The 25128-nt window shown below is 44.0% G+C and carries 19 protein-coding genes; 9 read left to right on the forward strand and 10 right to left on the reverse strand.

The window, feature by feature from the left end:
- Positions 1-121 precede the first annotated feature (121 nt).
- The 7 genes from NDJ01_RS11845 to fabV all read left to right on the forward strand — a co-directional run bounded on the left by NDJ01_RS11845 (position 122) and on the right by fabV (position 10921).
- Positions 122-793: an ABC transporter ATP-binding protein gene (locus NDJ01_RS11845; RefSeq protein WP_005393230.1), complete on the forward strand. Its 672-nt coding sequence runs from the start codon at positions 122-124 to the stop codon at positions 791-793.
- Entirely contained in the window at positions 774-3227 is a 2454-nt protein-coding gene (locus NDJ01_RS11850; protein WP_005393229.1) for an ABC transporter permease, read from the forward strand. Before NDJ01_RS11845 ends, NDJ01_RS11850 begins: the two co-directional genes overlap by 20 nt.
- Positions 3227-4351, forward strand: coding sequence for a lipocalin-like domain-containing protein (locus NDJ01_RS11855; protein ID WP_046874817.1), 1125 nt, complete (start codon positions 3227-3229; stop codon positions 4349-4351). The genes NDJ01_RS11850 and NDJ01_RS11855 overlap by 1 nt, the downstream gene beginning before the upstream one ends.
- 329 nt (positions 4352-4680) lie before the next feature.
- On the forward strand, positions 4681-5832 hold the full coding sequence (gene nhaA, locus NDJ01_RS11860) for a Na+/H+ antiporter NhaA (protein WP_006742626.1): 1152 nt from the start codon (positions 4681-4683) through the stop codon (positions 5830-5832).
- Between the two features lie 722 nt (positions 5833-6554).
- Entirely contained in the window at positions 6555-7190 is a 636-nt protein-coding gene (locus NDJ01_RS11865; protein ID WP_258586738.1) for a TetR/AcrR family transcriptional regulator, read from the forward strand.
- 71 nt (positions 7191-7261) lie between these two features.
- Complete coding sequence (locus NDJ01_RS11870; RefSeq protein ID WP_258586739.1) at positions 7262-9544, forward strand: acyl-CoA dehydrogenase; 2283 nt, start codon at positions 7262-7264, stop codon at positions 9542-9544.
- Positions 9545-9718: 174 nt separating this feature from the next.
- The gene (gene fabV / locus NDJ01_RS11875) at positions 9719-10921 is read left to right on the forward strand and encodes an enoyl-ACP reductase FabV (RefSeq protein ID WP_006742624.1); all 1203 of its coding nucleotides are present in this window, start codon (positions 9719-9721) and stop codon (positions 10919-10921) included.
- Between the two features lie 76 nt (positions 10922-10997).
- On the opposite strand, the gene NDJ01_RS11880 is transcribed toward fabV, so the two are convergent.
- Positions 10998-12680, reverse strand: coding sequence for an aspartate:alanine antiporter (locus tag NDJ01_RS11880; RefSeq protein ID WP_145474206.1), 1683 nt, complete (start codon positions 12678-12680; stop codon positions 10998-11000).
- 174 nt (positions 12681-12854) lie between these two features.
- Entirely contained in the window at positions 12855-13121 is a 267-nt protein-coding gene (locus NDJ01_RS11885; RefSeq protein ID WP_005378026.1) for a GrxA family glutaredoxin, read from the reverse strand.
- Positions 13122-13498: 377 nt separating this feature from the next.
- Between NDJ01_RS11885 and NDJ01_RS11890 the strand changes: the two genes are divergently transcribed.
- A complete protein-coding gene (locus tag NDJ01_RS11890; protein ID WP_145474204.1) occupies positions 13499-14743 on the forward strand; it encodes an iron-containing alcohol dehydrogenase in 1245 nt (414 codons plus the stop codon).
- A 77-nt stretch (positions 14744-14820) separates the two neighbouring features.
- Here NDJ01_RS11890 and NDJ01_RS11895 read toward each other — a convergent pair whose 3' ends face one another.
- The 5 genes from NDJ01_RS11895 to NDJ01_RS11915 form a co-directional block, all read right to left on the reverse strand.
- Positions 14821-15675 (reverse strand): MurR/RpiR family transcriptional regulator, encoded by an 855-nt coding sequence (locus NDJ01_RS11895; protein WP_005378021.1) that lies wholly within the window; start codon positions 15673-15675, stop codon positions 14821-14823.
- A gap of 311 nt (positions 15676-15986) precedes the next feature.
- The gene (gene panP, locus NDJ01_RS11900; RefSeq protein WP_145474202.1) at positions 15987-17633 is read right to left on the reverse strand and encodes a pyridoxal-dependent aspartate 1-decarboxylase PanP; all 1647 of its coding nucleotides are present in this window, start codon (positions 17631-17633) and stop codon (positions 15987-15989) included.
- Positions 17634-17832: 199 nt separating this feature from the next.
- Entirely contained in the window at positions 17833-18345 is a 513-nt protein-coding gene (locus tag NDJ01_RS11905) for a hypothetical protein (protein WP_012841922.1), read from the reverse strand.
- A gap of 206 nt (positions 18346-18551) precedes the next feature.
- Entirely contained in the window at positions 18552-19457 is a 906-nt protein-coding gene (locus NDJ01_RS11910; RefSeq protein ID WP_145474200.1) for a lysine exporter LysO family protein, read from the reverse strand.
- 152 nt (positions 19458-19609) lie between these two features.
- Positions 19610-20530, reverse strand: coding sequence for an HDOD domain-containing protein (locus NDJ01_RS11915; protein ID WP_048626253.1), 921 nt, complete (start codon positions 20528-20530; stop codon positions 19610-19612).
- Between the two features lie 369 nt (positions 20531-20899).
- Between NDJ01_RS11915 and NDJ01_RS11920 the strand changes: the two genes are divergently transcribed.
- A complete protein-coding gene (locus NDJ01_RS11920) occupies positions 20900-21487 on the forward strand; it encodes a TfoX/Sxy family DNA transformation protein (protein ID WP_005393210.1) in 588 nt (195 codons plus the stop codon).
- A gap of 191 nt (positions 21488-21678) precedes the next feature.
- On the opposite strand, the gene NDJ01_RS11925 is transcribed toward NDJ01_RS11920, so the two are convergent.
- The 3 genes from NDJ01_RS11925 to NDJ01_RS11935 form a co-directional block, all read right to left on the reverse strand.
- A complete protein-coding gene (locus NDJ01_RS11925) occupies positions 21679-22227 on the reverse strand; it encodes a hypothetical protein (protein ID WP_005393208.1) in 549 nt (182 codons plus the stop codon).
- A gap of 289 nt (positions 22228-22516) precedes the next feature.
- Positions 22517-23014, reverse strand: coding sequence for a response regulator (locus tag NDJ01_RS11930; protein ID WP_012841921.1), 498 nt, complete (start codon positions 23012-23014; stop codon positions 22517-22519).
- The gene (locus NDJ01_RS11935; protein ID WP_053807505.1) at positions 23011-24951 is read right to left on the reverse strand and encodes an ATP-binding protein; all 1941 of its coding nucleotides are present in this window, start codon (positions 24949-24951) and stop codon (positions 23011-23013) included. The genes NDJ01_RS11930 and NDJ01_RS11935 overlap by 4 nt, the downstream gene beginning before the upstream one ends.
- Positions 24952-25128 lie beyond the last annotated feature (177 nt).

Here is a 25128-nt window from a genome sequence, read left to right on the forward strand (position 1 = left end):
GTGAATCGAGTTGCATTTGTACTCTCATAGTGTGATCAAGCATTCAAAATACTTTCTACTAACAGGATTTTAGTGTAGATTCTGATCCCAATTTTTAAATACCATCCGAGCGGCATAATCAATGTTAAAACTGTCAGACCTATGTAAAGGCTATGTAGACGGGGGAGAATTTCACCCTGTATTACAAGGGGCAGAATTAACATTACAGCAAGGTGACCAAGTCGCTCTGATGGGAGAAAGTGGCTCGGGTAAAAGTACTTTGCTGAACTTAATTGCCGGACTGGATACTGCAGACTCTGGTGAAGTTCAGTTTCCAAATTTTGCCATGCATGATGCGCCAGAGCATTTGAGAACCCTTTATCGCCGCAACAATATTGGTAATATCTTCCAACAGTTCAACTTGCTTCCTACGCTCAATATTGCCGATAACATTCGTTTTTGTCGTCAGTTAAAGGGTTTGCCAGAAGATAAAGAGTTGTGGCGTCAAATTCTTTCTGCTCTGGATTTAATGCCTCTGCTAGGCCGCTACCCGGAAGAAGCATCTGGTGGTCAGCAACAACGTGCTGCTATTGCTCGCGCACTCTATATGGAACCTAAAATCCTACTCGCTGATGAGCCAACTGGTAGCCTAGACGAGCGAAACGCAGAAGCGGTAATGCGCTTATTGACGAGTCTCGCTCGCCAGCTGGAGTGTACTTTGCTGTTAGTGACGCACAGTGAAAAAGTGGCGGCCCATATGGAAGGTAAGATTCGACTTCAAGGAGGGCAACTGCATGTTATGGCCCGTAGTTAAGGCACTACTCGGTCATTACCGTCGTTACCCACTACAAATTATTCTTGTCTGGCTAGGGTTAACCTTAGGCGTGTCCCTTCTTGTTGGTGTTACTTCTATCAACCAGCATGCAAAACAAAGTTATGCGACAGGAGAAAAGCTTTTCTCCAATCCTTTGCCATACCGAATCCGAACTAAACACTCTGCCAATAAAATCCCTCAAGGTTTCTATATCCAGTTGCGTCGAGCTGGGTTTAACCAATGTGCGCCGTTTGACGTGCTGCATCTAGATGCTAAAACCGATATGAGCTTGATGCTGGTGGGGATTGATCCTGTCGCGATGATTCCATTGCAGCAAGGCAAATCTTTGGGTGAGATGCCCGTTCTATCATTAATGAAACCTCCTTATCCCATTCTAGTCAGTCAAGATTTGGCCGCTTACATGAGTTGGCAGGATGGGGACTTTATTGAGATGAATGACGGAAGTCGTCTCGGACCGATTCAAGTCGATAAAAACAAAATGCTCTCTGGGACTCGGCTGGTTACCGACATCTCATTACTGCGTATGCTCAAGCGGAGCTCAGGTTTGTCTGCGATTTCTTGTGGTGAAATGCCAGAGGAAAAGCTAATAGCACTGAAAAATATGCTACCTAATGGCATGACGCTCGTTAGGAATACGCGCACGGAGCTTGAGTCGTTAACTAATGCATTCCACATGAACCTCACCGCGATGGGGATGCTGTCATTTTTGGTCGGGTTGTTTATTTTTTATCAAGCGATGTCTTTGTCATTTATTCAGCGACAACGTTTGGTGGGTATTTTGAGACAGACGGGGGTCAACGGAACGCAGTTGGCTCAAGCATTGTTGTTAGAGTTGTCGTTGCTCGTCTTTATTGCGTGGGCGTGTGGTAACTTTTTTGGTTTGATCTTGGCAAATGAGCTGATCCCTGCAGTCTCATCGAGCCTGAGCGATTTGTACGATGCCAACGTAGGCTTAACAATAGGATGGTCTTGGCAGTCCAGCTTATATAGTCTGATCATGGCAGCGATGGGCGCATTAATATCGTGTTTGTGGCCATTGATTCGCTTGCTGAAGTCACAGCCAATTCGTCTATCTTCTCGACTGTCATTAATGCGATTTGCAGGGCGTGAGTTCTCTTGGCAGGCTCTTGCTGCGTGTGCGTTTTGTGTCGCGGCAATCGCAGTGTATCAAGCACCGAAAACACAAGAAACTGGCTTTGCCATTATTGCGCTGATGTTGGTTAGTGTGGCCTTGTTTATGCCATTTATTATGTGGCATATGTTCCAGAGCTTTTCTTACACCATGCGTTGGGTACGTGTACGTTGGTTTTTTGCCGATGCGGCTGCGAGCATGAGTTATCGCGGCGTGGCAACAATGGCGTTTATGTTGGCACTGGCGGCAAATATCGGCGTAGAAACGATGGTAGGTAGTTTTAGGGATACGACCGATAAATGGCTCAGCCAGCGATTGGCAGCGGATATTTATATCTATCCTACAAATAACTCAGCAGCTCGGATGAGTGCGTGGCTGCAAAACCAACCAGAAGTCAACTCGGTTTGGTGGCGTTGGGAAAAAGATATGCCAACCGAACATGGTGCCTTGCAAGTGGTGAGTACAGGCTCTTCTGAAGGTGAGCTAGATGCACTGACGGTAAAGCTAGGTGTCCCGAATTACTGGTATCAACTGCACGCGACCAAGAGCTTGATGGTGAGTGAATCGATGGCCTTGAAGTTGGATATTCGCCCAGGAGACTTCATTAACTTGCAGGAACCACTGGGTGGAGACTGGCAAGTCGTTGGTGTTTATTATGATTATGGAAACCCGTATAACCAGGTGATGATGTCGCACCGGAATTGGCTGTATGCATTTGCAGGGACGGGCAATGTTGGCCTTGGCGTGGTGTTAAAAGATAGCGTTAATGGGGAGGGCCTGAAAAATCGCTTAGAAAATGTATTCCGCCTCCCGCAAGACCGTGTGTTTGATAATGGTAATATTTATAGTCAGGCAATGAGGGTATTTGATCATACCTTCGCTATTGCAGGAACCTTGGGCAACATCACGCTGATTATTGCTGTGTTTGGCTTATTCTTCGCGACATTGGCGGGCGAGTTGTCACGGCAGCGGCACTTCTCTTTGCTGAGATGTATGGGTGTATCCGGAAAGGAACTTGTCGCATTGGGTGGTTTACAGTTGTTTGTCTTCGGGGCCATTTCCGCGATTATTGCGGTGCCACTTGGTCTGGCACTTGCACACTTGATCGTTGATATTATCATTAAGCAATCATTCGGCTGGTCTCTGGAGCTTCAAACGATCCCTTGGGAATACGCTCAAACTATTGCTTGGGCGATGCTTGCCATCATGATTGCTGGCGCATTGCCAGTTATTAGAATGATTAAGAGTACGCCAATGAAGTCATTAAGGGATGCGTTGTAATGAAAAAAGTGGGCTCTAAAAAACGCTTGTTAGTTTCAACGATCATTGTTATTACGTTTGCCTTTTTGACCGGGGCTGCTTTTTACTCAACTTTTTGGTTGGAAGCGACAGCGACACAAGAAAGCGAGCTTAATTCTATTCTAACGCGTGAAAATCAAACGATTTTCGAACCTGTATTACCTGACGAGCATGTCTCTTTGCCGTCAGACTTTCGCTTTCATCCTGAGTACCAACATGAATGGTGGCACTACTTTGCGAAACTGAAAGATGAACAAGGGAAAATATACAATGTTCAATGGAGCTACTTCAGGGTCGCGACGGATGAGCGAGAAACCAGCGGATGGCAAAACCCTCAACTGTACATTTCACATGTTGTCGTTAGCCATGGTTCGCACGTCTGGAAAGAGCAACGTGTAGCGAGAGGCGGGATAGGCCAAGCTGGCATGACTAATCGTCCTTTCAGGTTATGGATTGATAATTGGACGTGGCGTTCACTTGGTGCAACGCCTTTCCCTGGTAACTTGAATGTGACTACCGATACGTTTGGTTTAGATCTCAATACTATGACAAATGGCCCCTTTGTCGTGAATGGAGACAAAGGTTTTCAGGTTAAACACGCGTTGCAATCTGTTGCCTCTTTCAGTTTTAGTGCGCCATTTTTAAAGGTGAAAGGGAGTTTGAACATTAATGGCAAACGCTTCTCTGTTGCTGGCTCTGCTTGGGCTCAGAAAGAGTGGGGCAGTGGCTTAATTGGTGAAGGGCAACAGGGTTGGGATTGGTTTGTATTCAATTTAGATGATGGTCGAGCACTGACAGTCAGCCGCTATCGCCACCATGGACAAACACCGCACGTGTTTGGCACCTTGTCCACACGCTCAGGTAAAGTCATCAATCTCTCAGACGATGATATCAGTATTAAACCAATGCAAGTGACCAGTTTATCAAATGGAAGAAGGCTGCCTTTGCAGTGGATTATTAATATTCCAAAGCATCAAATTAACTTGACCACTCGTATTATCAAATCAGATATGTGGCTTCCTTTTGTTATACCGTATTGGGAAGGCCCTACCTTAGCTTCTGGCTCCAACGAGGCTTGGGGCTTTATGCAGCTCACTGGTTATTAAATTCTGATAAAAACCACCCCAATGGGTGGTTTTTTAGTGGATGAAACTTCCTGAATTTTTCTCAAAAGTATGGGGTTATCATGACAGTACATGCCATGTTATGCTGATTTTCTCATAATCTTGATAAACATTTGGCGCGATAACAACAAGTACGCGCTGTGATCAAAATTGAGTGTTATGTTGGAAAATACGATGTATAGTAAACTTCATATCGGAAAAATCGAAGTTTATACTCTGAAGAAGCGATTATTCTAAAGTTTTCGACCGCTATACACTCTTATCATTCTTTGTTAATCGTTTATTAAGATAATAAATATAAGGACGAAACCATGAACGATGTCATTCGTGACTTTTTCAAAATGGAATCAGCTGGTGGTATTCTTCTCGTGATTGCAGCGGCAATTGCGATGACCATTGCTAACTCACCGCTGGGCGAAACTTATCAATCTGTACTGCATACTTATGTATTTGGTATGTCAGTTTCTCACTGGATTAATGACGGCCTAATGGCTGTTTTCTTCTTACTCATTGGCCTTGAAGTTAAGCGAGAGCTACTTGAAGGTGCGTTAAAATCAAAAGAAACCGCAATTTTCCCTGCGATTGCAGCGGTTGGCGGTATGTTAGCTCCTGCTCTTATTTACGTAGCCTTTAATGCCAACGATCCTGAGGCGATTTCTGGTTGGGCAATTCCAGCGGCGACAGATATCGCTTTTGCTTTAGGTATCATGGCGTTATTAGGTAAGCGTGTACCAGTAAGCCTAAAAGTGTTCTTGCTAGCGCTTGCTATCATCGATGATTTGGGTGTGGTTGTTATTATCGCGCTATTTTACACCGGTGACCTGTCGACCATGGCGTTGCTTGTTGGCTTCATCATGACTGGTGTCCTATTCATGTTGAATGCGAAGGAAGTAACAAAACTTACGCCATACATGATCGTCGGTGCGATCTTATGGTTCGCGGTGCTTAAATCTGGTGTTCACGCAACATTGGCAGGTGTAGTGATTGGTTTTGCTATCCCACTAAAGGGAAAGCAGGGCGAACATTCTCCACTTAAACATATGGAGCACGCGCTTCACCCATACGTGGCATTTGGTATTCTGCCTCTATTCGCATTTGCCAATGCGGGGATTTCGTTAGAAGGCGTATCGATGTCAGGTCTAACTTCAATGCTGCCACTCGGTATTGCTTTGGGTCTACTGGTTGGTAAGCCTCTAGGTATCTTTACCTTTAGCTGGGCAGCGGTAAAAATGGGCGTTGCTAAGTTACCTGAAGGGGTTAACTTCAAGCATATCTTTGCGGTATCTGTGTTGTGTGGTATTGGCTTTACAATGTCTATCTTCATTTCCTCTTTAGCGTTCGGAAATGTAAGTCCTGAATTTGATACCTATGCTCGACTAGGCATCTTAATGGGTTCGACGACAGCAGCATTACTTGGCTATGCCTTACTGCACTTTTCTTTGCCTAAGAAAGCGCAAGCGTAAGATAAAAATGCGCTATTTTGTAAAGCCTCCCAATCGGGAGGCTTTTTTATACCCATAGTTCAGTACATCAGCGACTTAATAGCGACACTTTCGTATTGAGCGGATGTCTAGACCATGGAGATGAACGGAATCATCGAAAAGTTAGGTTGTAGATCTGCGGGCGAAAAAAAGCCCAGCCGAAAATTTGACTGGGCGGATACAAACATAGGAGTTAATAAGAAAAAAGCAGCAACGTAACAATTAGGTGGAAACAAGTTTGACGGCCAGTGAAACTTAAAATGCCCTAGTTGTTACATTTATTCAGACCGAGCCTTTTCCAAACAGTTCCATTTTTTTTCAAAAAAATTCGATTTAATTCTTTCTGCCCGCTTGTATCGTAAAGAAGTAAGAGAAGAGGCGAACAACGTAACCAACTTAATGGCGGTTTGAAACTCGATAGCCCTCTTTTCTATAGTAGCTATAAACCTAAATTGCATTTTAAACCCGTATCTCCCGCTCCGACAGCCCAACGACATTGCTAGCGTTTCAAATACGATGGTTTGCGAAACTTGGTCACTTTCTTCAGGCGAGCATCATTTGCTTATTAGACTTAAATTCAAAAGATTAGATCACACCTTCTAAGTTCTGGTCAGACCAATTGGTTAAAGTGTGATGTTAATCATTTGTTAATCTTAAGTTTCGGGAGTATATTTTCAAACAGTTGTTTAATACGAGTGATTAAAATGGCCCCGAGAACATCAACAAAAGAAAAAATACTCGATGTCGCAGAAGGACTCTTTGCTGAACATGGCTTTAATGATACTTCGCTAAGAACGATAACAGGTAAAGCTAACGTTAACTTAGCATCGGTAAACTATCACTTTGGCGATAAAAAAACGCTGGTTAGAGCGGTTTTAGATAGGTATTTAGAAGCACTAATGCCGAGCATTAAGACTTCATTAATTGAGTTAAACACGCGCGATAGCTACAACATGGACGATGTCTTTGAGTCATTGCGATTACCTTTACGTACATTAAATGATGTACGCCCAAATGGTACTGCGCTGTTTATGTTGTTAATTGGCCGCGGTTATACAGACGTTCAAGGTCATCTACGCTGGTTCATTACCACCAGATACGAAGAGGTACTGAACCTTTTCACTTTCTCGATAATGAAGGCGAACCCGGAACTATGTGAAGAACAGTTGTTTTGGCGATTGCACTTCACGTTAGGAACCTGTGTATTTACGATGGCTTCAAGCCAGGCTCTTTCGGAGCTGGCACAAAGTAAGTTTGAAAAGGAAGTCGATGTGAAATCTGTCGTCGATTTACTGATTCCATATTTGTCAGCAGGAATGTCAGCAAAGCAGTTGGCATAAGACAAATAAGAAAGTTAAACCAATAATAAAATTATGCCCAGAGCGGTTACGTGAACAAAAGGATCTGAACTATGAGCTCTCTACGAAGAAAATGGATTAGTGACCCAGCTTTTAAAGTGTTCAAAAAAGTATTGCCACCTCTCTCTAGCACTGAGAAAGAGGCAATGGAAGCGGGTAGTGTATGGTGGGATGCCGAACTATTTTCAGGCAAGCCTAACTTCACTACATTGCACCATTATCCAACGCCGACACTGACAGCAGAAGAGCAGTCGTTTATGGATAATGAGCTTGAAACCCTGCTAGAAATGCTTGATGACCAGAAGATTGTCAAAGAAGATAGGGATTTACCGCCTGAAGTATGGGAGTACTTACGTAAAGAGCGATTTTTCTCACTGATCATTTCAAAAGCGTATGGTGGTCGTGAATTTTCCGCTTTAGCGAACTCAACCATTGTTTCTCGTATTGCGACTCGAAGTATTAGTACCGCGGTATCGGTAATGGTACCGAACTCTCTTGGTCCAGGTGAGCTTTTATCGCACTACGGTACACAAGAGCAAAAAGATTACTGGTTGCCTCGTTTAGCTGATGGTACCGACATTCCTTGTTTTGCATTAACAGGGCCCGAAGCGGGATCTGACGCCGGTGGTATACCAGATCAAGGCGTAGTTTGTTACGGCACCCATGAAGGCAAAGAAGTGCTTGGCGTGCGAGTTAGTTGGAATAAACGCTACATCACGCTTGCGCCAGTGGCGACAGTGCTCGGGTTAGCATTTAAACTGCAGGATCCTGAAGGGCTACTTGGTGACAAGAAAGAGGTTGGCATTACATGTGCGTTGATTCCCGCTGACCATGAAGGTGTCGAGATAGGCGAGCGCCATGATCCTCTGGGGTCTGCGTTCATGAATGGTCCTACTCGTGGTGAAGATGTCTTCATCCCTATGGACTGGTTGATCGGTGGCGCTGATTACGCAGGTAAAGGTTGGCGTATGCTGGTTGAGTGTCTTTCTGCTGGTCGTGGTATCTCTCTCCCAGCGCTTGGCACAGCGATTGGTCACCTTACTACACGTACAACAGGTGCTTATGCTTACGTGCGTAAACAGTTTGGAATGTCGATCGGTAAGTTTGAAGGTGTTGCAGAAGCAATGGGGCGCATTGGTGGTCTTACTTACCTACTAGAAGCGACGCGTACGCTAACGACGACTTCTCTCGATATGAAAGAAAAACCTGGGATTGTAACCGCGATTGCCAAGTACCACATGACGGAAATCGCGCGTACCATTCTAAATGATTCGTTTGATATCCATGCGGGTCGTGCGATTCAAGATGGCCCAATGAACTATCTTGCTAAACATTACCTTGGTATCCCGGTTGCTATCACCGTTGAAGGCGCGAATATTCTGACTCGTAACCTGATGATTTTTGGTCAAGGTGCGACTCGATGTCACCCATATGTTCTAAAAGAAATGGAAGCCGCGGCGAATCCAGATTCTGAACAAGGTGCGAAAGAATTTGACAACTTACTCTTTAAACACATCAAGCACGCTCTCGGTAATACATTCGGTGCATTTGGTGCAGCACTAACTGGTTCTCGATTTGTTAACGCGCACATGAGTGGCCCAACGCAGCAATACTACAAAGACATTACTCGTCTCAGTCGTGCACTTGCAGTAAGTGCAGACTTTGCGATGTTAACCTTAGGTGGAGACTTGAAGCGTAAAGAAATGATCTCCGCACGTTTGGGTGATGGGTTAAGCTATCTATACATGGCATCTGCTGCCTTGAAAAAGTATGAAGATGAAGGCCGTCAACAAGGCGATCTAGACTTCGTTCATTACGCTGTTCAACACTGTTTGTATAACGCTTCTAAGTCATTAAATGAGGCTTACACCAACTTCCCTGTGAAATACGTTGGCGGTGTGCTGAAAGGGTTATTGTTCCCACTTGGTAATCATTTTAATAAGCCAAGCGATGAACTGTGTGTGAATCTGGCGGAAGCAATGATGACGCCAGGAGCACAACGTGATCGACTCACGCATCTTTGCTACATCGGAAAATCCGACGACGACAGCGTAGGCTTAATGGAGAATGCCTTCCTCGCAATGTACGAAATCAAACCATTAGAGCGTAAGCTTATGAAGGCGGCGAAGGATGGGAAAGTGGCTCGTAAAGGTCTTTTACACGACCGTTTGCAGCAAGCATTTGAAGCTGGCGTGTTAACTGAGCAAGAAATTGACCAAATCATGGCGGCAGACAAATTGCGTTACAAGGCGATTCAAGTTGACCACTTTAGTCATGACTTTTCTGAAGTACGAACCGATTGCCCAAAAAAGTCGCATTTGAACCCGGCGGCATAGTAAACCGTTAATACTAAGAAAAGCACCTCAATGAGGTGCTTTTTTGTGTTCTTGCAGAGTGGATGTTGGGATAGTGCTCCAACCACTTGCCTTTTCAGAGCATTTTTACAGAAATTAGATGCGAAATCCCGACGAAACTTTTATCCTAACAAGGTTTTTTAAAGGAAGTTGAATATGATCATCAAACCTAGAATTCGTGGATTTATCTGTACTACAACGCACCCTGTTGGTTGTGAAGCTAACGTAAAAGAACAAATTGCGTACACTAAAGCGCAAGGCCCAATCAAAAACGCACCTAAGCGCGTTCTTGTTGTCGGTGCATCAAGTGGCTACGGTCTATCTTCTCGTATCGCTGCGGCATTTGGTGGCGGTGCATCAACTATCGGTGTTTTCTTCGAAAAAGAAGGCACTGAGAAGAAACCAGGTACGGCAGGTTTCTACAATGCAGCTGCTTTTGAAAAGCTAGCGCGTGAAGAAGGCCTGTACGCAAAAAGCCTAAACGGCGACGCTTTCTCAAATGAAGCGAAACAGAAAACTATCGAACTGATCAAAGAAGATTTAGGTCAGATCGATATGGTGGTTTACTCACTGGCTTCCCCAGTACGTAAAATGCCAGAAACTGGCGAGCTAGTTCGTTCAGCGCTTAAGCCTATCGGTGAAACTTACACATCAACTGCTGTTGATACCAACAAAGATGTGATCATCGAAGCAAGTGTCGAGCCTGCAACAGAAGAAGAAATCAAAGACACAGTAACCGTTATGGGCGGTGAAGACTGGGAGCTTTGGATCAATGCACTGTCTGATGCTGGTGTTCTTGCTGAAGGCTGTAAGACAGTCGCGTACAGCTACATTGGTACTGAGCTAACTTGGCCAATCTACTGGGATGGCGCACTAGGTAAAGCGAAAATGGACCTAGATCGTGCGGCGAAAGCGCTAAACGACAAGTTAGCAGCGACAGGCGGCAGTGCAAATGTAGCTGTACTTAAATCTGTTGTAACTCAGGCAAGTTCCGCAATTCCTGTTATGCCACTGTACATTGCAATGGTATTCAAGAAAATGCGCGAAGAAGGCGTACACGAAGGCTGTATGGAACAAATCTACCGTATGTTCAGCCAACGTCTGTACAAAGAAGATGGTAGCGCAGCAGAAGTGGATGAGATGAACCGTCTACGTCTGGATGACTGGGAACTTCGTGACGACATTCAGCAGCACTGTCGTGAGCTATGGCCTCAAATTACGACTGAGAACCTAAAAGAACTGACTGACTACGTAGAGTACAAAGAAGAGTTCTTGAAACTATTTGGTTTCGGTGTTGAAGGCGTAGATTACGAAGCGGATGTAAATCCAGCGGTTGAAGCTGATTTTATCCAAATCTAATCGAATGACTGATTAGACAACCGATATACAAAAGGCGCTCATTGAGCGCCTTTTTTGCTTTCATCAGTCAAAGTTATTAACTTAATATTATCAGGATCGTACCGGCTAACGTCATCAGAATATTAGCAATCGCATAGGTACCCGCATAGCCAAGAGCAGGGATGGTGGATTTAGCGTAGTCGTTGACGACATCCATAGCTGGGGCACAAGTTCGGGCACCAATAATGGCACCGAAGAGCAGGGCACGGTTCATCTTGAGTACGTGTGCGCCAACTAAGTAAGCCAGAACTACAGGTACAACACTGACAATAAATGCCAAACCAATGACTTTTGGTCCTACTTGCGTTAGGTGCTCGAACATCTTTCCACCTGCACTTAGACCAATTCCCACCATAAAGAACATCAAACCCAAATCTTTGACCATATTCAGCGCCCCCTGCGGGACATAGCCGAAAGTGGGGTGATTTGCTCGTAAGAAACCAAGTGTAATACCAGATAACAAAAGACCTACCGCGTTACCCAAGCTGAACGAAACCTGGCCGAATGTCATCGTGATGAGGCCAAACAGAATACCCAAAATAAAGAAGCTGCAAAAAGCGAGTAAATCGGCCATTTGACTGTGGATCGAGATGAAACCGATTTTTTCCGCGAGTCCATGTACTCGGCTTTTCTCGCCGCTCACCTGAAGGACGTCCCCTTTAGCGAGCACAATGTCTAAGTCCATCGGCATTTCTATTTGCGCCCGTACCACGCGGTTTAAGAAACAGCCAAACTCAGATAAGTTTAAATCAGATAAACGCTTGCCTGCGATAGCGTCACTTTTTACGACAATTTCTTCTTCAACGATGCGCAAATCAAGCAAGTTACGATCAAATACTTCTTTACCGTTGCGGAAGCTAGGATCCAAGCGAGCATGACTATCAGGGAAACCAACCAGTGCAATTTCATCACCCTCTTGCAAAATGGCATCACCATCTGGATGGGCGAGAATACCATTGCGGCGGATTCGTTCAATGTAACAGCCAGTTTGACGATAAATACCCAGTTCACGCAAGTTCTTGCCGTCAGTCCAGTCAATCAATTCTGGGCCGACTCGGTAAGCACGAATAATCGGTAAGTACACTTTTCTTTGGCTTGAATTTCCAAGGCCACGTTCTTGAGCAATTTGCTGCGCAGAATCAGACAGGTTCTGCTTCTGCAGTTTTGGCAACAGCTTCGCGAACATGATCATGCTAATTAAGCCCACCAGATAAGCCATCGCGTAACCTACAGATAGATTTTCTAATACCAAAGAAAAATCCATATTGCGCGGTATAGTAGCAAGGCCGGAGTTTAGAGCGTCTTGTGCACCAACCAGTACTGGTGTTGCTGTCAACGCGCCAGCCATCATACCGGCTGACAAGCCAAAATCGAGGCCGAAATAGTGGCTCAAGCCATACGTTAAGCTGACTGCGGACACGAGAACGGTCATACTTAAAATAAAGTAATGCTTACCATCTCTGAAGAATATGCCAAAAAAGTTTGGTCCAGCTTCAATGCCAACGCAATAGATAAACAGCATGAAGCCAATGGTTAATGCTTCTGCATTGAATGAGAAGCCAAGGTGACCCATTACCAACGAGGTAATTAGAACGCCTATGGAGTTGCCTAGTTGTAATTTGCCAAATCGGATTTTTCCGATGGCAAGGCCAATGGCTAATACGACGAAGATTAGAAGGATAGGGTTTTGCTCAAGAAGGTATACGACGTCTATGTTCACTGTGTGGCTCGGTAAAGTGTGTGCCAAAAAGATTAAGAATTGCGAATTGTAACTAAATATAGCAAAAAGATAAGTGAATTTTTTTAGGTTTTACCATTAGTTGACGTAAGGTAATAACCAACTGAAAAATAATAAAAAAGCCGCATGAAGCGGCTTTCTTAAAAACTGTCTTTATTATTCGTCAAATAGACCTAGGTGCTCTTTCGCGTATGCTTCGAACTCGTCGCAGCCACCGATGTGCTCTTGGTCGATAAAGATTTGAGGAACAGTTTCAACTGGTTTACCAACTGTTTTCTCAAGATCTGCTTTAGAAATGCCTTCAGCATGGATATCAACGTAACGGTAGTTGAAGTCGTCACGCTTCGCTTTTAGCGTTTCTGCGTGTTCTTTTGCACGAACACAGAAAGGACATGCAGGGCGACCAAAGATAACAACGAACATAATCTTATTTCTCCTAAATCTATTCTTTTTTGAAAGCGTACAAAACATAGCGGCTGAGTGCGCTCTCTTTTGTTGCAGTAACTATGCCCGATCCAGATACGGAAATAAAGCGGCAATTACCTCTTGGTTCTATAGGTGAAATCTATCGAATAAAAACTAAACGCGCTCCCTTATTCTATGGCTCTAAAGTATGTGAAGTGACGCATAAAAAACATACATTTTAAGGGGTTAATGATGGCAAGGTGGAATTGGTCAATTTTTTTTATTCAAAAACATAGCAATCTACTCTGGCTATACGCAAATGACTTCAACTCTTACATAAGTGTTAAATCAGAGGGCAAGAGGTTATTTGGGTATATTATTTTGGGAGGATGTGTATGTTTCAGTTTATGACTGCAACAAGGATTATATTTGGTGAAGGTGCACTTCAGTCTTCATTATCCGTTATCAACCAATTTGGCTACAGTGTTTTGCTGGTAACTGGGAAGGACACCCAACGAGCCACGCCCATCATTAACTACCTTAAAGCTCAAAATATGCGTTACCAACACGTAGCAATCAATGGCGAACCTTATATCACAATGGTAGAAGAGACCGCGGTACTCGGTAGAAAATTCCAGCCTGATATGGTGATTGCTATTGGCGGTGGCAGTGTCATCGATATGGGTAAAGCCCTAGCCGCTATTATTCCTAATCAAGGCAATGTTTACGATTACGTCGAAGTGGTAGGAAGAAACGTACCATTAAAGGCAAAACCTCTTCATTTTATTGCAATTCCTACGACATCAAGCACGGGCTCAGAGGTGACTCGAAATGCGGTGTTGAAGTCTGGACAAGATAAAGTGAAAGTGAGTCTTCGAAGCCCTGATATGCTGGCAGACGTTGCCATTGTGGATCCGACGCTCACTTATGGAACCGATCAATACACATCCGGGCGTGGCGCGATGGATGCGTTCACTCATTTGATGGAAGCGTATGTGTGTGGTGAGCCAAACCCTCTTACAGATATGGTGTGCGAAGAGGGACTTCGTCGTTTAAGCCGTTCAGTGATTGCTGCTTGTAAGCAAGATAATCATAAGGCTCGCTCGGATTTATCATTCGCTGCGTTGCTCGGTGGCATGGCCATTACTAATGCCAAATTAGGTGCTGCGCATGGGCTTGCGTCGGCGTTAGGAGGTAAGTTAGATGCTCCCCACAGCGTGATCACGGCGCGTCTTGCACCGCACGTGATGCAGGAAAATATTAACGCCGCGAAGCTCGCTGGTAGGAATGATGTGATAAATCGTTATCGTAAACTTGCCCAACTGGTTACCGATCGTGCGAACGCGAATGAGCACGATGGGGTTCTTTGGGTAAATATGGTGTTAGATAAGTTAGCGTTGCCGTTACTTGGCCAATTCGGAGTATGCCAAACTTCTTTTGAACAAGTGGCGAACGATGCGCTTAAGTCGATGGCGATCAAAGGCAACCCGCTACCCCTTAATCAGGAACGTTTGATATACATATTGCAGCAAGTCTGTGATTGCAGTGGAGAGTGTGTGGCAGAGAGCACACAACACGTGAGCTCTGTAGAAGTGCTTGAATCAAGAACGGACTTATCGAGTGTGAACGACTTGGGTTGATGTATTGATCTAAAGCACATTGAAAAAAGGGGAGCGTAGAGCTCCCCTTTATTAAATCTTTCACTAAACAGCAGGACTTAGTACTGACTTAGCTTGTCATAGCGACTGTCTTTCAACGCATCTTTTACGCGTTTTAGGTTCTCACGGAAACCTGTACCACGGCGAAGTGTGAAGCCAGTTGCAAGTACATCAATCACCGTCATCTGTACAACTCGACTCGCCATTGGCATATAGACGTCGGTATCTTCAGGAATATCAAGCGTAATAGCGAGTGAACTTGCCTTTTCTAGCGGTGAGTCCTTTGCTGTAATCGCAATGACCGTCGCGCCGTTTTCACGAGCAAGGTTTGCTATTTCGACCTGACTCTTCGTTCGACCTGTGTGAGAAATAAGAACCACAACATCATTATCACTGCAGTTAATACAACTCATGCGCTGCATGACAATGTCTTCAAAACAAGTAATTGGAATGTTAAAGCGAATAAACTTGTTTTGTGCGTCTCGGGCTACAGAGGATGAAGCACCAAGGCCAAAGAATGAAATGCGCTTCGCTTGCGTTAGCAAATCGACCGCACGGTTCACTTGCATTGGATCTAGGCTGTTTTTCGCGACATCTAAACACGCCATGGTCGATTCAAAAATCTTATGGGTGTACGCGTCTGGGCCATCGTCTTCTTCCACGTTACGGTTAACGTAAGGGGTACCGTTGGCTAGGCTCTGTGCCAAGTGAAGCTTAAAATCTGGAAAGCCCTTGGTGTCCAGACGACGACAGAAGCGGTTTACAGTGGGCTCACTAACATCAGCCATTTTAGCCAACGTTGCAATGCTTGAATGAATTGCAGTTTGTGGAGACGCCATAATTACTTCCGCAACTTTGCGCTCTGACTTACTGAAATTCTCCAGGTTTTTTTGAATTTTTTCTAATGTATTCATAGTGTTCACGAGGGTATAGAGAACAACTCGCTGGCTCTGTTAACGAAAGGAAACACGAAGATTCCAGAGTAGAGTGGGGCGTTAACGAAAACAACCAGCGCCATAGAATCAGTATAAACCTGATCTTCAATCAGTCTAAACCAATAACGGATACTATTTAGTGAGAATTTGACAGGCCTCAAACAAAATGTTGTAAAAACTACAGAATTGGATGTGTAATCGATGTTTTGTTGCGCCAGTCGCACGAGAATGATGTTTGAGTTACATCAAAACGAAAAAAAATTTCAAATTGATGTAACTCTCTCGGGCCATTAAGACGATTGGATATTAGTGACCACCTGCTGAATTCTTTCCATCAAATTTGGTGCTTGCTTGGCGATTTCACGCTGTTCATCAAGCACCGAACTCAAAATCTCTTTGGTCGTCAGCGGATTAGCCAAAACCACTCGGAACACAATCGTGTTCATGCGCTGCCATTGGTCTGGGTTCAGTCTTGTACGTGAAACAAACGATTTGCCCGTTTCGCGCTGACGCTTTTGAATAAACTGTGTTAATTCATTAATCAGTTCATTCAGTTGTTCTTTTTGTGAACCTTCCGCTTTTGCTAATGCCTCACGGATGAATGGCGGCAAGTAGCGGTATGTGAGCAGACAAAGCTCTGGTTCAGAAACCAACTCGAAATCATCTTGCTGCTTGATTAAATCCGCAAAGTAGCGAGCTTTTTCAATGCTTTGGTCTATCAGCAGCTCATAGCCAGGGCGGCTGATGATGTGCATTGCGGCATAGACCAACATTGCCATGCCTGAACGAGAGCCTTCTAATGTATGACTGCCTAGGTCTTTTGAGCCTTTACGCAAGATATATTGAGCGTGATGCTCTATGGATTTCATTGCGTCAGGGTCTTTGAACAGAACCATACCAGCGCCCATCGGGATGTAGAGTTGCTTGTGCGCATCAATGGTTACTGAGTCTGCCATTTCCACACCGTTAAGAAGGTGACGGTGGTGATTAGACATAAGTGTTGCGCCACCCCATGCGGCATCCACATGAAAATGACAACCGTGAGCTTGGCAGACTTCTGCGATTTCAGGTAGCGGGTCGACATTACCTGTCTCTGTTGTACCAGCTACACCAATAACAGCAATAGACTTGATGTTTTGTTTCTCTAGTTCAACAATTTTCGCTTTAAGGTCGTCGACAATAATACGGTTGTTGGCATCCGTTTTAACCGCAACCAAGCCTTCTTGACCTAAACCTAGTACATCGGCTGCTTTCTTAAGGGAGTAGTGACCACGCTCAGACACCAATACCGCTAAGCCATCGTAGCCATAATGCTTCATGGCTTTAAATAGGCCTTCTTTCTCAACGCCTTTAAATGAACCATTGGCTCTTAACGCCTTGTTACGTGCTACCCAAAGTGCAGTGATATTGGCAATGGTACCGCCGGAGCAAAATGCGCCCAATGAGTGGTTTGCGCTATGCATCCACTGATCGTAAAACGTATCGCTCTGACCATAGATCAAGCGATGTAGCATGCCCAAAACTTGACGTTCAAGCGGGGTAAAGGCTTTAGAAGTCTCTATCTTTACCAGGTTTTGGTTTAAGGCGATCATGATCTTTGACAGTGGCATCAAGAAATAAGGCAGCGCCGATGTCATATGACCAATGAAGCTTGGTGAAGAAGTGTGAACGGAGTGCGACACCAAAGTGTCGAGTAAGTGTTCTGTATGATCTGACACGAACTCTGGCTGCTCAGGAATCTGAGCAGAAGAAAAGTCTTTTTCGATTTCGCGTAAAGGCTTTTCTTCTGCCACGATGTGTTCACGAAGAAATTGATTTAGATTTCGCGAGAGGCTCTCGTCAATTTTGGTTAACGTTGAGTCAGGACCTTCTGGGACAGTGAAGATCTTTAGCAAGCTCTCAAAGCTAACGTCAGCGGTTTTTTGTTCCTTAACCATAGCAAAGAATCTTTGTAGTTATTTTGGTAATGCGAGCGGCACAATCTAAACTAAAACGGGCGCAAAGTCCCGTTTTAATTGTTGAAACCCATGTTGCTGAAATGAAAATTTTAGGTGAGGGCTACAATCTTCGCATTAAAAAATCGTTGATTTTAATGTGTTAAAACACTCGGCGTTTTCGAGCATCCTCAACGATTAATTAATCACACTTCTGCTTTTCAATCTTCTCTATTGACTGATTGTACTTATTAAGCGCGGTATCAATTTGTTGTGGATGGCTAAGCAGGTCGGCGAATGCTGAACGGAGTTCGTAGTTTTTTGGATGGTTAGTCGATTGACGGTCACTAAACGTTTGTTTTGCGACTTCACCTAACTTATCACTTCGGCTTGCTAGCTGCTTAACGTCGTGTTGTTCCAATTTTAGCCATGCTTCGATTGGCTGTTCTGTTGCAACACGGCTAGGATCGTTCTCTAGAAAATAGTGAACCGCTTCACGGTTTAATTCAAAGTGATGTTTACGGCCGTCCAAGAACCACTGGCTAACTTCTTTTAGATCTGGATACTGGGTAACCGTCAAATCAACAAGATCTTGATACCACTGTAGTGAGGCATCAACATAGCCGTCGTATTTGCTTGCAAGACATTGTTGATCTGCGGCAAACGTAAAAGTTGAGCTTGTAGCGAGGAGCGCTGCAACGACAAAGCGTTTCATTCTTCTTCCTTCTGGTTGTTATCCCTTTATTAACGCAAGGCACATAAGTTGATGTTTCACCCTTCTTTCTCTTTAGTCGTGATAAATCATTGGGCTAATTGATAAAAAGAAAGCGGATTATTGCCAAAATCTTGATCACTTTGACGTTAACTGGGTATTTGAATTTTTGCCGTATTGTAATGGATGTTAAAGCGAAAACCTGAGATCTAGCTAGCAAGTGATACAAAGAAAAGCATCATAACTGGTACCAGTAAACTCAAAATAAACCCACTAACGATGGCAACTGGGACACAACGCACACCACCTGTAGTCTGAATAACAGGTAGGGTAAAGTCCATTGCTGTTGCCCCTGCATAACCAATTGCTGTGCACGGATAGCTACGAATAAAGAGAGGAATGGCTACCAGCGCGACCAGCTCTCTCATCAATTCGATCAGGAAAGATGCCCCCCCAAACACGGGGCCAAAAGCGTCTCCCATCAAAATTCCTGCGAGTGAATACCAGCCAAAGCCTGAAGCCATCGCGAGGGCTTGATAGATAGGAAGGTCCAAAAGTATCGCTGCAATAACGCCACCAAGCATACATGTTGCGATCACAACTGCCGCAATGGCCATACCCTGTTTATTTAATAGAATTTGGCGAAGAGTAAGACCACTATTGCGAAGCTGAATACCAATAAAAAATAGGAGCAGGAAGAGTATCCATTCGCTCGCTGTATCCACCCAACTTAAATCGATGGGTAACAGCAGACCAACTACTAGCCCGCCACCAACGACAACAATCAGCTTTACTGATTCTAAAGCCATCGAGGATAGCGGCAGCTTCTTTTGATTCTGATTGGTCTGGAGAGGAATAAACCTATCGATAATAGGCAGCGCCAACAGATTACAGGTACTTAAACATAAAAAGAAAGTACTCGCATAGAGGAGAATACTCTGTAAGTTGCTACTTAAGTTATCGAGCGCTGCTAGGCTAAGTCCCATCAACGACAAAATGACGTAAATAAGGTAGGACGTTGATTGATTGATCTTCTCCAGTAACGAGGCTCGAGATATAGGAATTAGATACCCCACAACAAGTGGAGCGAAAATAAATAGCATCCCTGAGAACATAAAGCTCTATGATTCCTTTTTTGAGATAATACCAACACACATAAATCAAATTATTTATCGGTTGAAATTAGAGAGATATTTCACCAAATACCAAACGCTGCTCAGCCTTGAGCGAATCGTTTATCGCGAATTAGGTGTGAGAAAACGATAAATTACAAGCCGCTAGCACTTAGCACTGCACGTATTTGGTCATTGAAGTCAGTATCACTCATATTGCTGAGTTCATACAAGACCTCTGCACCTGTTAAGTTGAATTCAACTTCGTGTTCATCAATGCGTTCATCATGATTGCGGAACATCAATAGGTGATGCGCGATTCTTGCAATGTCTAAATAACTTACTTCCGGTCGCGTTTGCTCGTACTTCTCGTTTGAGGAGACCTCTCTAAAGTCATTGTCAAATCCCCAGCGCTCGAGCACCAGCTTGCTTGTTGCTGAACAACGAGTTTGGAAGATTTGCAACGCAATTTCAGGATCTAGGTAATTGCCTCTATCTAAGTAAAGGTGGTACTCGTTAATTAGACAAAACAAACCGATATCGGCTAGCAGACCAACCAGCAATGCTTTTTCTTGCTCCAAGTGCCCATAAGTACCTGGCTCGTGTTTACGAAACGATTGAACCAATATCACCATGACGGCACCGAGTTCTCGGGATACCGCTGCACTTTTCACCAAGATGGCATTACATTCTTTGGTTAAATTTACTGAATGTTTAAGTTGTTCAATCGCTTGTGCGGTAACAATATCACGCACGCGCAGTATACCAAGGCGAGATACCGCGGTAGTTAAGTCGTTGCAGGTAATGTTTCTGCGATTGAAAATTACAGAGTTTGCTACTCGCAGAACGACCGCCGCCAAGCCGGGATCTTCTAACAAACAGTTAGCAACATCTGAAATAGTGGTGTGTTCTTCGACACATAACTGCTGAATTTTAAGCACGACATCAGGAATAGGGGGTAATGAAATCTTACCCGTTGAGATGGACTGTTCTACCAGCTGAGCAAACTCGGATTCCAGTGCGTTTATAAGCTTATCTTTATTATTTGGCAGCCAAAAAAATGATAAATGTTCCATTGTGACGCTGTACTTGAGATCTTTCGTACAGTGTACCCTTACAGCGTATTCTTTATCAATTAAATGCGTATCACGTGCTCGTAATTGCCAGCGAGATCATAATGATGGCGTGTTTTGGGCATGCCGTGCGTCAAAAAAATATCACCACATGAATAATAAGTGTGAAACTAATCACGTATGCCGAATATATACTTTTTTATATGTGACCTATGTCCTAACTTATTTTTCAACGTTAAGTATGATTAAGCAAGTTGGTGAGCACAACTCACAAAAATATCGCCAACAAATCGACATTTATAATTCGCTATAAGCTGCTGTTTATCTGGTGACATCGCTAATCGGGGTAATTTATTCAGATTAAAGAGGTCAATGGACATGACAGACCAAGCTTTTTTTAAATATGTACGCAACTTTAGTGAGTATCAAAAACGTTCTATGTTCGGTGGTATCGGTTTATTCACCGATGATGCTATGTTTGCGCTTGTCAGCAATGATTGCTGCTACTTACGTGGTGGTAATGGATTGGACGAAGTGTTTACTCAACTGAATTGCGAAAAATATAAGCACGTCAAAAAACAGACGACGGCAACCGTAAATTATTATGACGTAACAGATTTATTTGAATCCGGATATGCAGGGCTCGATGAACTGGTACAAAAATCAATTGAATACTCAATTAAGGAACGAAAATATCAAAAGTCTTCTGCCAGTAGACGTTTGAGAGATCTGCCAAATATGCAGTTAACTCTTGAGCGAATGGTCAAGAAAGCAGGTGTTGATGACGTAGAAACCTTTTTAGAACTTGGACCTGTAAAAGTCTTCAACAAAGTTAAAGTGGCTTATGGCAATGACGTTGATGTTAAGTTGCTTTGGAAATTCGCTGGTGCAACTGACGGTGTTCATTGGAAACTGATTCAAGAGCCGCGTAAAAAGCAGTTATTGGCGCTGTGTGAGTAAGCAAGCTAAACACACGATGATTGACTCGTTTTGATGGAGTTAGCGGGTCGTAAAGGCAAGTGTTGAAAGCGGAAAAAGGACATTGAAGTTTTTGACCACTTCATTGAGTTAGTCATTAGATTAGACAAAAAAACCGAGGCATGGGCCTCGGTTTTTGTTTTTTAATTTGCTCTTTTCTTAAAGCACAAATCTTAAAACTTAAAACGCGTGGTGAACATTACCTGATCACCATAAAAGTCGTTGATACGCGCTTCAGCACCTAGAGAGAAAAGCTCAGTTGAGTGGAAACGAGCGTATGCTGCACCGGTCCAGTCGTCATCGTTATCAATAGATACGTAGCCGACTTTGCCGCCTACTTCTAATTGAGGACCTAACCATTGACGAACACCTAAGTTCAGTTCCATACCTACGTCAGTGCTGCTATCGCTTGAAGGTTGTACAACGCGCATTAGCATTTCACCTGTAAGGTCAGCCCAGTTGTTTAGTGGCGAATGAAAGCCAAAACCAGCGGCTGAGTCAAAATCACTTTCAAACTCAGAGTCGATACGAGCAATAACATGTGCGTTAGGGTGAATTGATTTGCTGAATCCAGCACCAAATGTCACAGGACTTGCGCCAATACGTGCTTCGAAATAGTCGTAGCTAAAGTTGCTCATAGTTGCTGGCGCATTGCGGTCGTTTGCGGCTAGGGCATGGCTTGATGCCACTAGTAAGGCAGCGGCTAATAGTGTTTTACGCATAACTAACGATAAACCTTGTTCATTATTTCCATGGATTCAAGTAACCACTTGAACCGTAATCTGATTTGTCCGACATCATAATAAAAAGGAAGGTCCACGACCAACAAAAATGTGTCGATGTTTTGTCAATTAACTTAATAGTTAGTTGGTTTAAGCAAAAACTACGCCATATACATAACGTCTAAGAGCATCAATCGGATAAATAGTGATGCTTTTCCATACTCGCGCTATTGCGCGAAATAACGTGGATCAGCTGGCTTTGGTGACATTCAAGCTAGAGCCACGCATATTACTCGCCGAAGCTTGCTCTGCGTTCAGCCATGGCATTGAGGATCGCCTCAGAATCAAGGACTTGAGTCCAAGATAATAAGTTATCATCATTTGCAATCATAAAAGCAGTAAGCTGAGACACGATTGCTTTTCTCAACTCTTCACCTCTCCATGGTTTGGCTATGTAATAGTCCAGACTTGCGTTATTGACGGCCTCAACGGTGTCTTCTAAGCCGGCTTGTCCTGTAAGTAAGACTTTGCGGGCCGCTTTTGTGTCACCATTTTGACTGAGTTCGATTAAGAAGCTAATCCCAGTTTGCTCCGGCATAATGTGGTCGCATAAAATGAGCGCAAGCTGAACTTCCTCTTCCGCCATCTCCTCGATCACTTGCCTTGCTTCAGTGACTGATTCCGCTCCCTCGACAATAAAATGTTCCTCAAAGGGAGCGAGATCCTGGAGTACGCTATCCAAGACTTCTCGTTCGTCATCGACACATAAAATTAAATACTTGGTCATATTTCATCTCCTTTTTCGATGACTGGTAACCAGACTGTCATTCGTGTGAACTTGTCGAGCTCTGATTCGACGTCAATCCATCCCTTATGTGCTGTCACGATTTGCTGGCAGATGGACAGCCCAATGCCTAAACCAAAGTTGCCTTCTTTTTTCGTCGTGAAGTTGAGCTCGAAAATGGCATCTCTTTGCGATTCAGGAATGCCACACCCATTATCTTCAAACGAGATAACGGCGTAATGTGTATGATCTTTTTCTGCAAGACGTGTTTGTATTTTTAAAACGCCTTTTTCCGGAAATGCATCAATGGCGTTAGAGACCAAATTCGTCCATACCTGTTGGAGTGCGATTGGTTGACAAAGGATAGGAGGTAAATCCGCATAATCAGTGGAAACCTGATGCATTTTTAGTTTGTTTTCGAAGATCACCAAGGTATCTTCAATACCTTCATGAATATCAGCATAGTGCTGGGTCTCATCATCTGAGCGTGCGTAACCTTTAAGGCTTTTCACCATATCTGCAATTCGCGCAGCACAGACGTTAATCGAGCGAAGAGTGGAACCTGCTTTGTGGTATTGCTCAAGAGTATCGAGAACATGAGAAGACACTTGCTGTTTTTTCGTTAGTTGAGTGAGTAACTCGTGATCTGACTCTAGCCCAAGGTTCACCACTTTCTTAGCCAGTGTTCGGTCTGGAAGGGCATGATTAAGTGCTTTAACGCGTGATCTGAGCTCTGCGGTTGAAGCGGGTTTTGCGGTTTGAGCTTTGCTCAGTAACTCAATGCCTTTGATTTGTATATCGGAACTGGGTACTTCGTTAAGTAATCGTGCAAGCGTATGCGTTAAATTCTCTACGCCCCTCAATATCGCTGCTATCGGATTATTTAGTTCATGCGCCACGCCCGCAACCAACTGGCCGAGCATCGCCATTTTTTCTCTTTCAATGAGTTGCTGGTGGGCAGACTCCAGCGATTCGAGCGTTTTTTGAAGTTGCAGCTTGGTGTTGATGCTTCTTTGTAATCGGCGGTTGAAGTGGCGTAAAAGCAAGTTTGTAAAAAGAGGCAGCAAGTTTGAGTCGCTTTGCATCACTTTATTGAATACGTTGCGATCGAGTTTGATGACCTCTGTTTTTGTCAGCGTTAGGGCTGTCGAGAAAGAACATTCCCCAGTAACAAACGACATGCCTCCGACAATATTACCTTTGTTATGGCGTACAACCTCTCGCTGCATGCCTTGTTCATCGCGCTTGTACAGAGCCACTTCACCATCGGTAATAAACCACAAAAAGCTATTTGGCTCGCCTTCCACGGTTAATAAGTGTTCAGGTGAGTATGTACGGCACGCTCTTGTTTCGTCGTTATCTTTGAAAAACTGCTGGAGAGCGGAGATCACTTGCTCGGCTAACTCGGCATCAGACATCGAGTGGTAGTCGTGTAAAAAGCCCGCTTGATAATGGCTCATCTGATTATTGATGTGCGCTCGCAACAAGCTGTGATGATCCAATATCTGACTGTAACTTAGCAGGTCTTCTTTACCGTTTCGCAATATAAATTGGGTCAGCTCTTTTTGCACTGTGTTAAATAAGACGTGATCTGGCAAAGGTTTAGTGAGGCAGTGGTCGAGCCTGCCCTCATTAACGGCAGTGAGAATTGCCTCTATATCAGAAGAGCAGCTAATAAGAATTTTTCTTGCTTGCTCGGTATGCGGCATCCGGTCTAAACCAATAAGAAAATCCACGCCATTAAAATGAGCGTGATGGCTCGCTATAACTAAAGCAACAGTCTGCTCTCTTTCCTCTAGATACTCTAAAGCGCTTTGAGCCTCTTCTATCGATTCGACAGAAAAAATATCAAACTTACTTGAGAAGGCAGACAGCTCCAATCGAAACTGTTCAGCACTGATTGGGTTGTTGTCGAGACACAACACAGCATAACGATTCACAGATGTTTTAGCTCCGGTTAAAACTTCGCCACGCAAACTTTAACAATAAAAGGACATGATGAGTGGGAGCCAAGTATGATTCCTGATTAATGGACTAGAATAAGCATCAATAGTCTGATTTGTCTCAATGTTTTCTCCGCAGGTGGTTTGGGGTAGACTGACCGAAAATACCTGATA

The organism is Vibrio sp. HS-50-1, from assembly GCF_024747315.1.
GTDB classification, from domain to species: Bacteria; Pseudomonadota; Gammaproteobacteria; order Enterobacterales; family Vibrionaceae; genus Vibrio; species Vibrio diabolicus.

Coding starts and splice junctions, on each gene's coding strand:
- NDJ01_RS11845 (WP_005393230.1), top strand. CDS start 122: ATGTTAAAACTGTCAGACCTATGTAAAGGCTATGTAGACGGGGGAGAA.
- NDJ01_RS11850 (WP_005393229.1), top strand. CDS start 774: ATGTTATGGCCCGTAGTTAAGGCACTACTCGGTCATTACCGTCGTTAC.
- NDJ01_RS11855 (WP_046874817.1), top strand. CDS start 3,227: ATGAAAAAAGTGGGCTCTAAAAAACGCTTGTTAGTTTCAACGATCATT.
- nhaA (WP_006742626.1), top strand. CDS start 4,681: ATGAACGATGTCATTCGTGACTTTTTCAAAATGGAATCAGCTGGTGGT.
- NDJ01_RS11865 (WP_258586738.1), top strand. CDS start 6,555: ATGGCCCCGAGAACATCAACAAAAGAAAAAATACTCGATGTCGCAGAA.
- NDJ01_RS11870 (WP_258586739.1), top strand. CDS start 7,262: ATGAGCTCTCTACGAAGAAAATGGATTAGTGACCCAGCTTTTAAAGTG.
- fabV (WP_006742624.1), top strand. CDS start 9,719: ATGATCATCAAACCTAGAATTCGTGGATTTATCTGTACTACAACGCAC.
- NDJ01_RS11885 (WP_005378026.1), bottom strand. CDS start 13,121: ATGTTCGTTGTTATCTTTGGTCGCCCTGCATGTCCTTTCTGTGTTCGT.
- NDJ01_RS11890 (WP_145474204.1), top strand. CDS start 13,499: ATGTTTCAGTTTATGACTGCAACAAGGATTATATTTGGTGAAGGTGCA.
- NDJ01_RS11895 (WP_005378021.1), bottom strand. CDS start 15,675: ATGAATACATTAGAAAAAATTCAAAAAAACCTGGAGAATTTCAGTAAG.
- panP (WP_145474202.1), bottom strand. CDS start 17,633: ATGGTTAAGGAACAAAAAACCGCTGACGTTAGCTTTGAGAGCTTGCTA.
- NDJ01_RS11905 (WP_012841922.1), bottom strand. CDS start 18,345: ATGAAACGCTTTGTCGTTGCAGCGCTCCTCGCTACAAGCTCAACTTTT.
- NDJ01_RS11910 (WP_145474200.1), bottom strand. CDS start 19,457: ATGTTCTCAGGGATGCTATTTATTTTCGCTCCACTTGTTGTGGGGTAT.
- NDJ01_RS11915 (WP_048626253.1), bottom strand. CDS start 20,530: ATGGAACATTTATCATTTTTTTGGCTGCCAAATAATAAAGATAAGCTT.
- NDJ01_RS11920 (WP_005393210.1), top strand. CDS start 20,900: ATGGACATGACAGACCAAGCTTTTTTTAAATATGTACGCAACTTTAGT.
- NDJ01_RS11925 (WP_005393208.1), bottom strand. CDS start 22,227: ATGCGTAAAACACTATTAGCCGCTGCCTTACTAGTGGCATCAAGCCAT.
- NDJ01_RS11930 (WP_012841921.1), bottom strand. CDS start 23,014: ATGACCAAGTATTTAATTTTATGTGTCGATGACGAACGAGAAGTCTTG.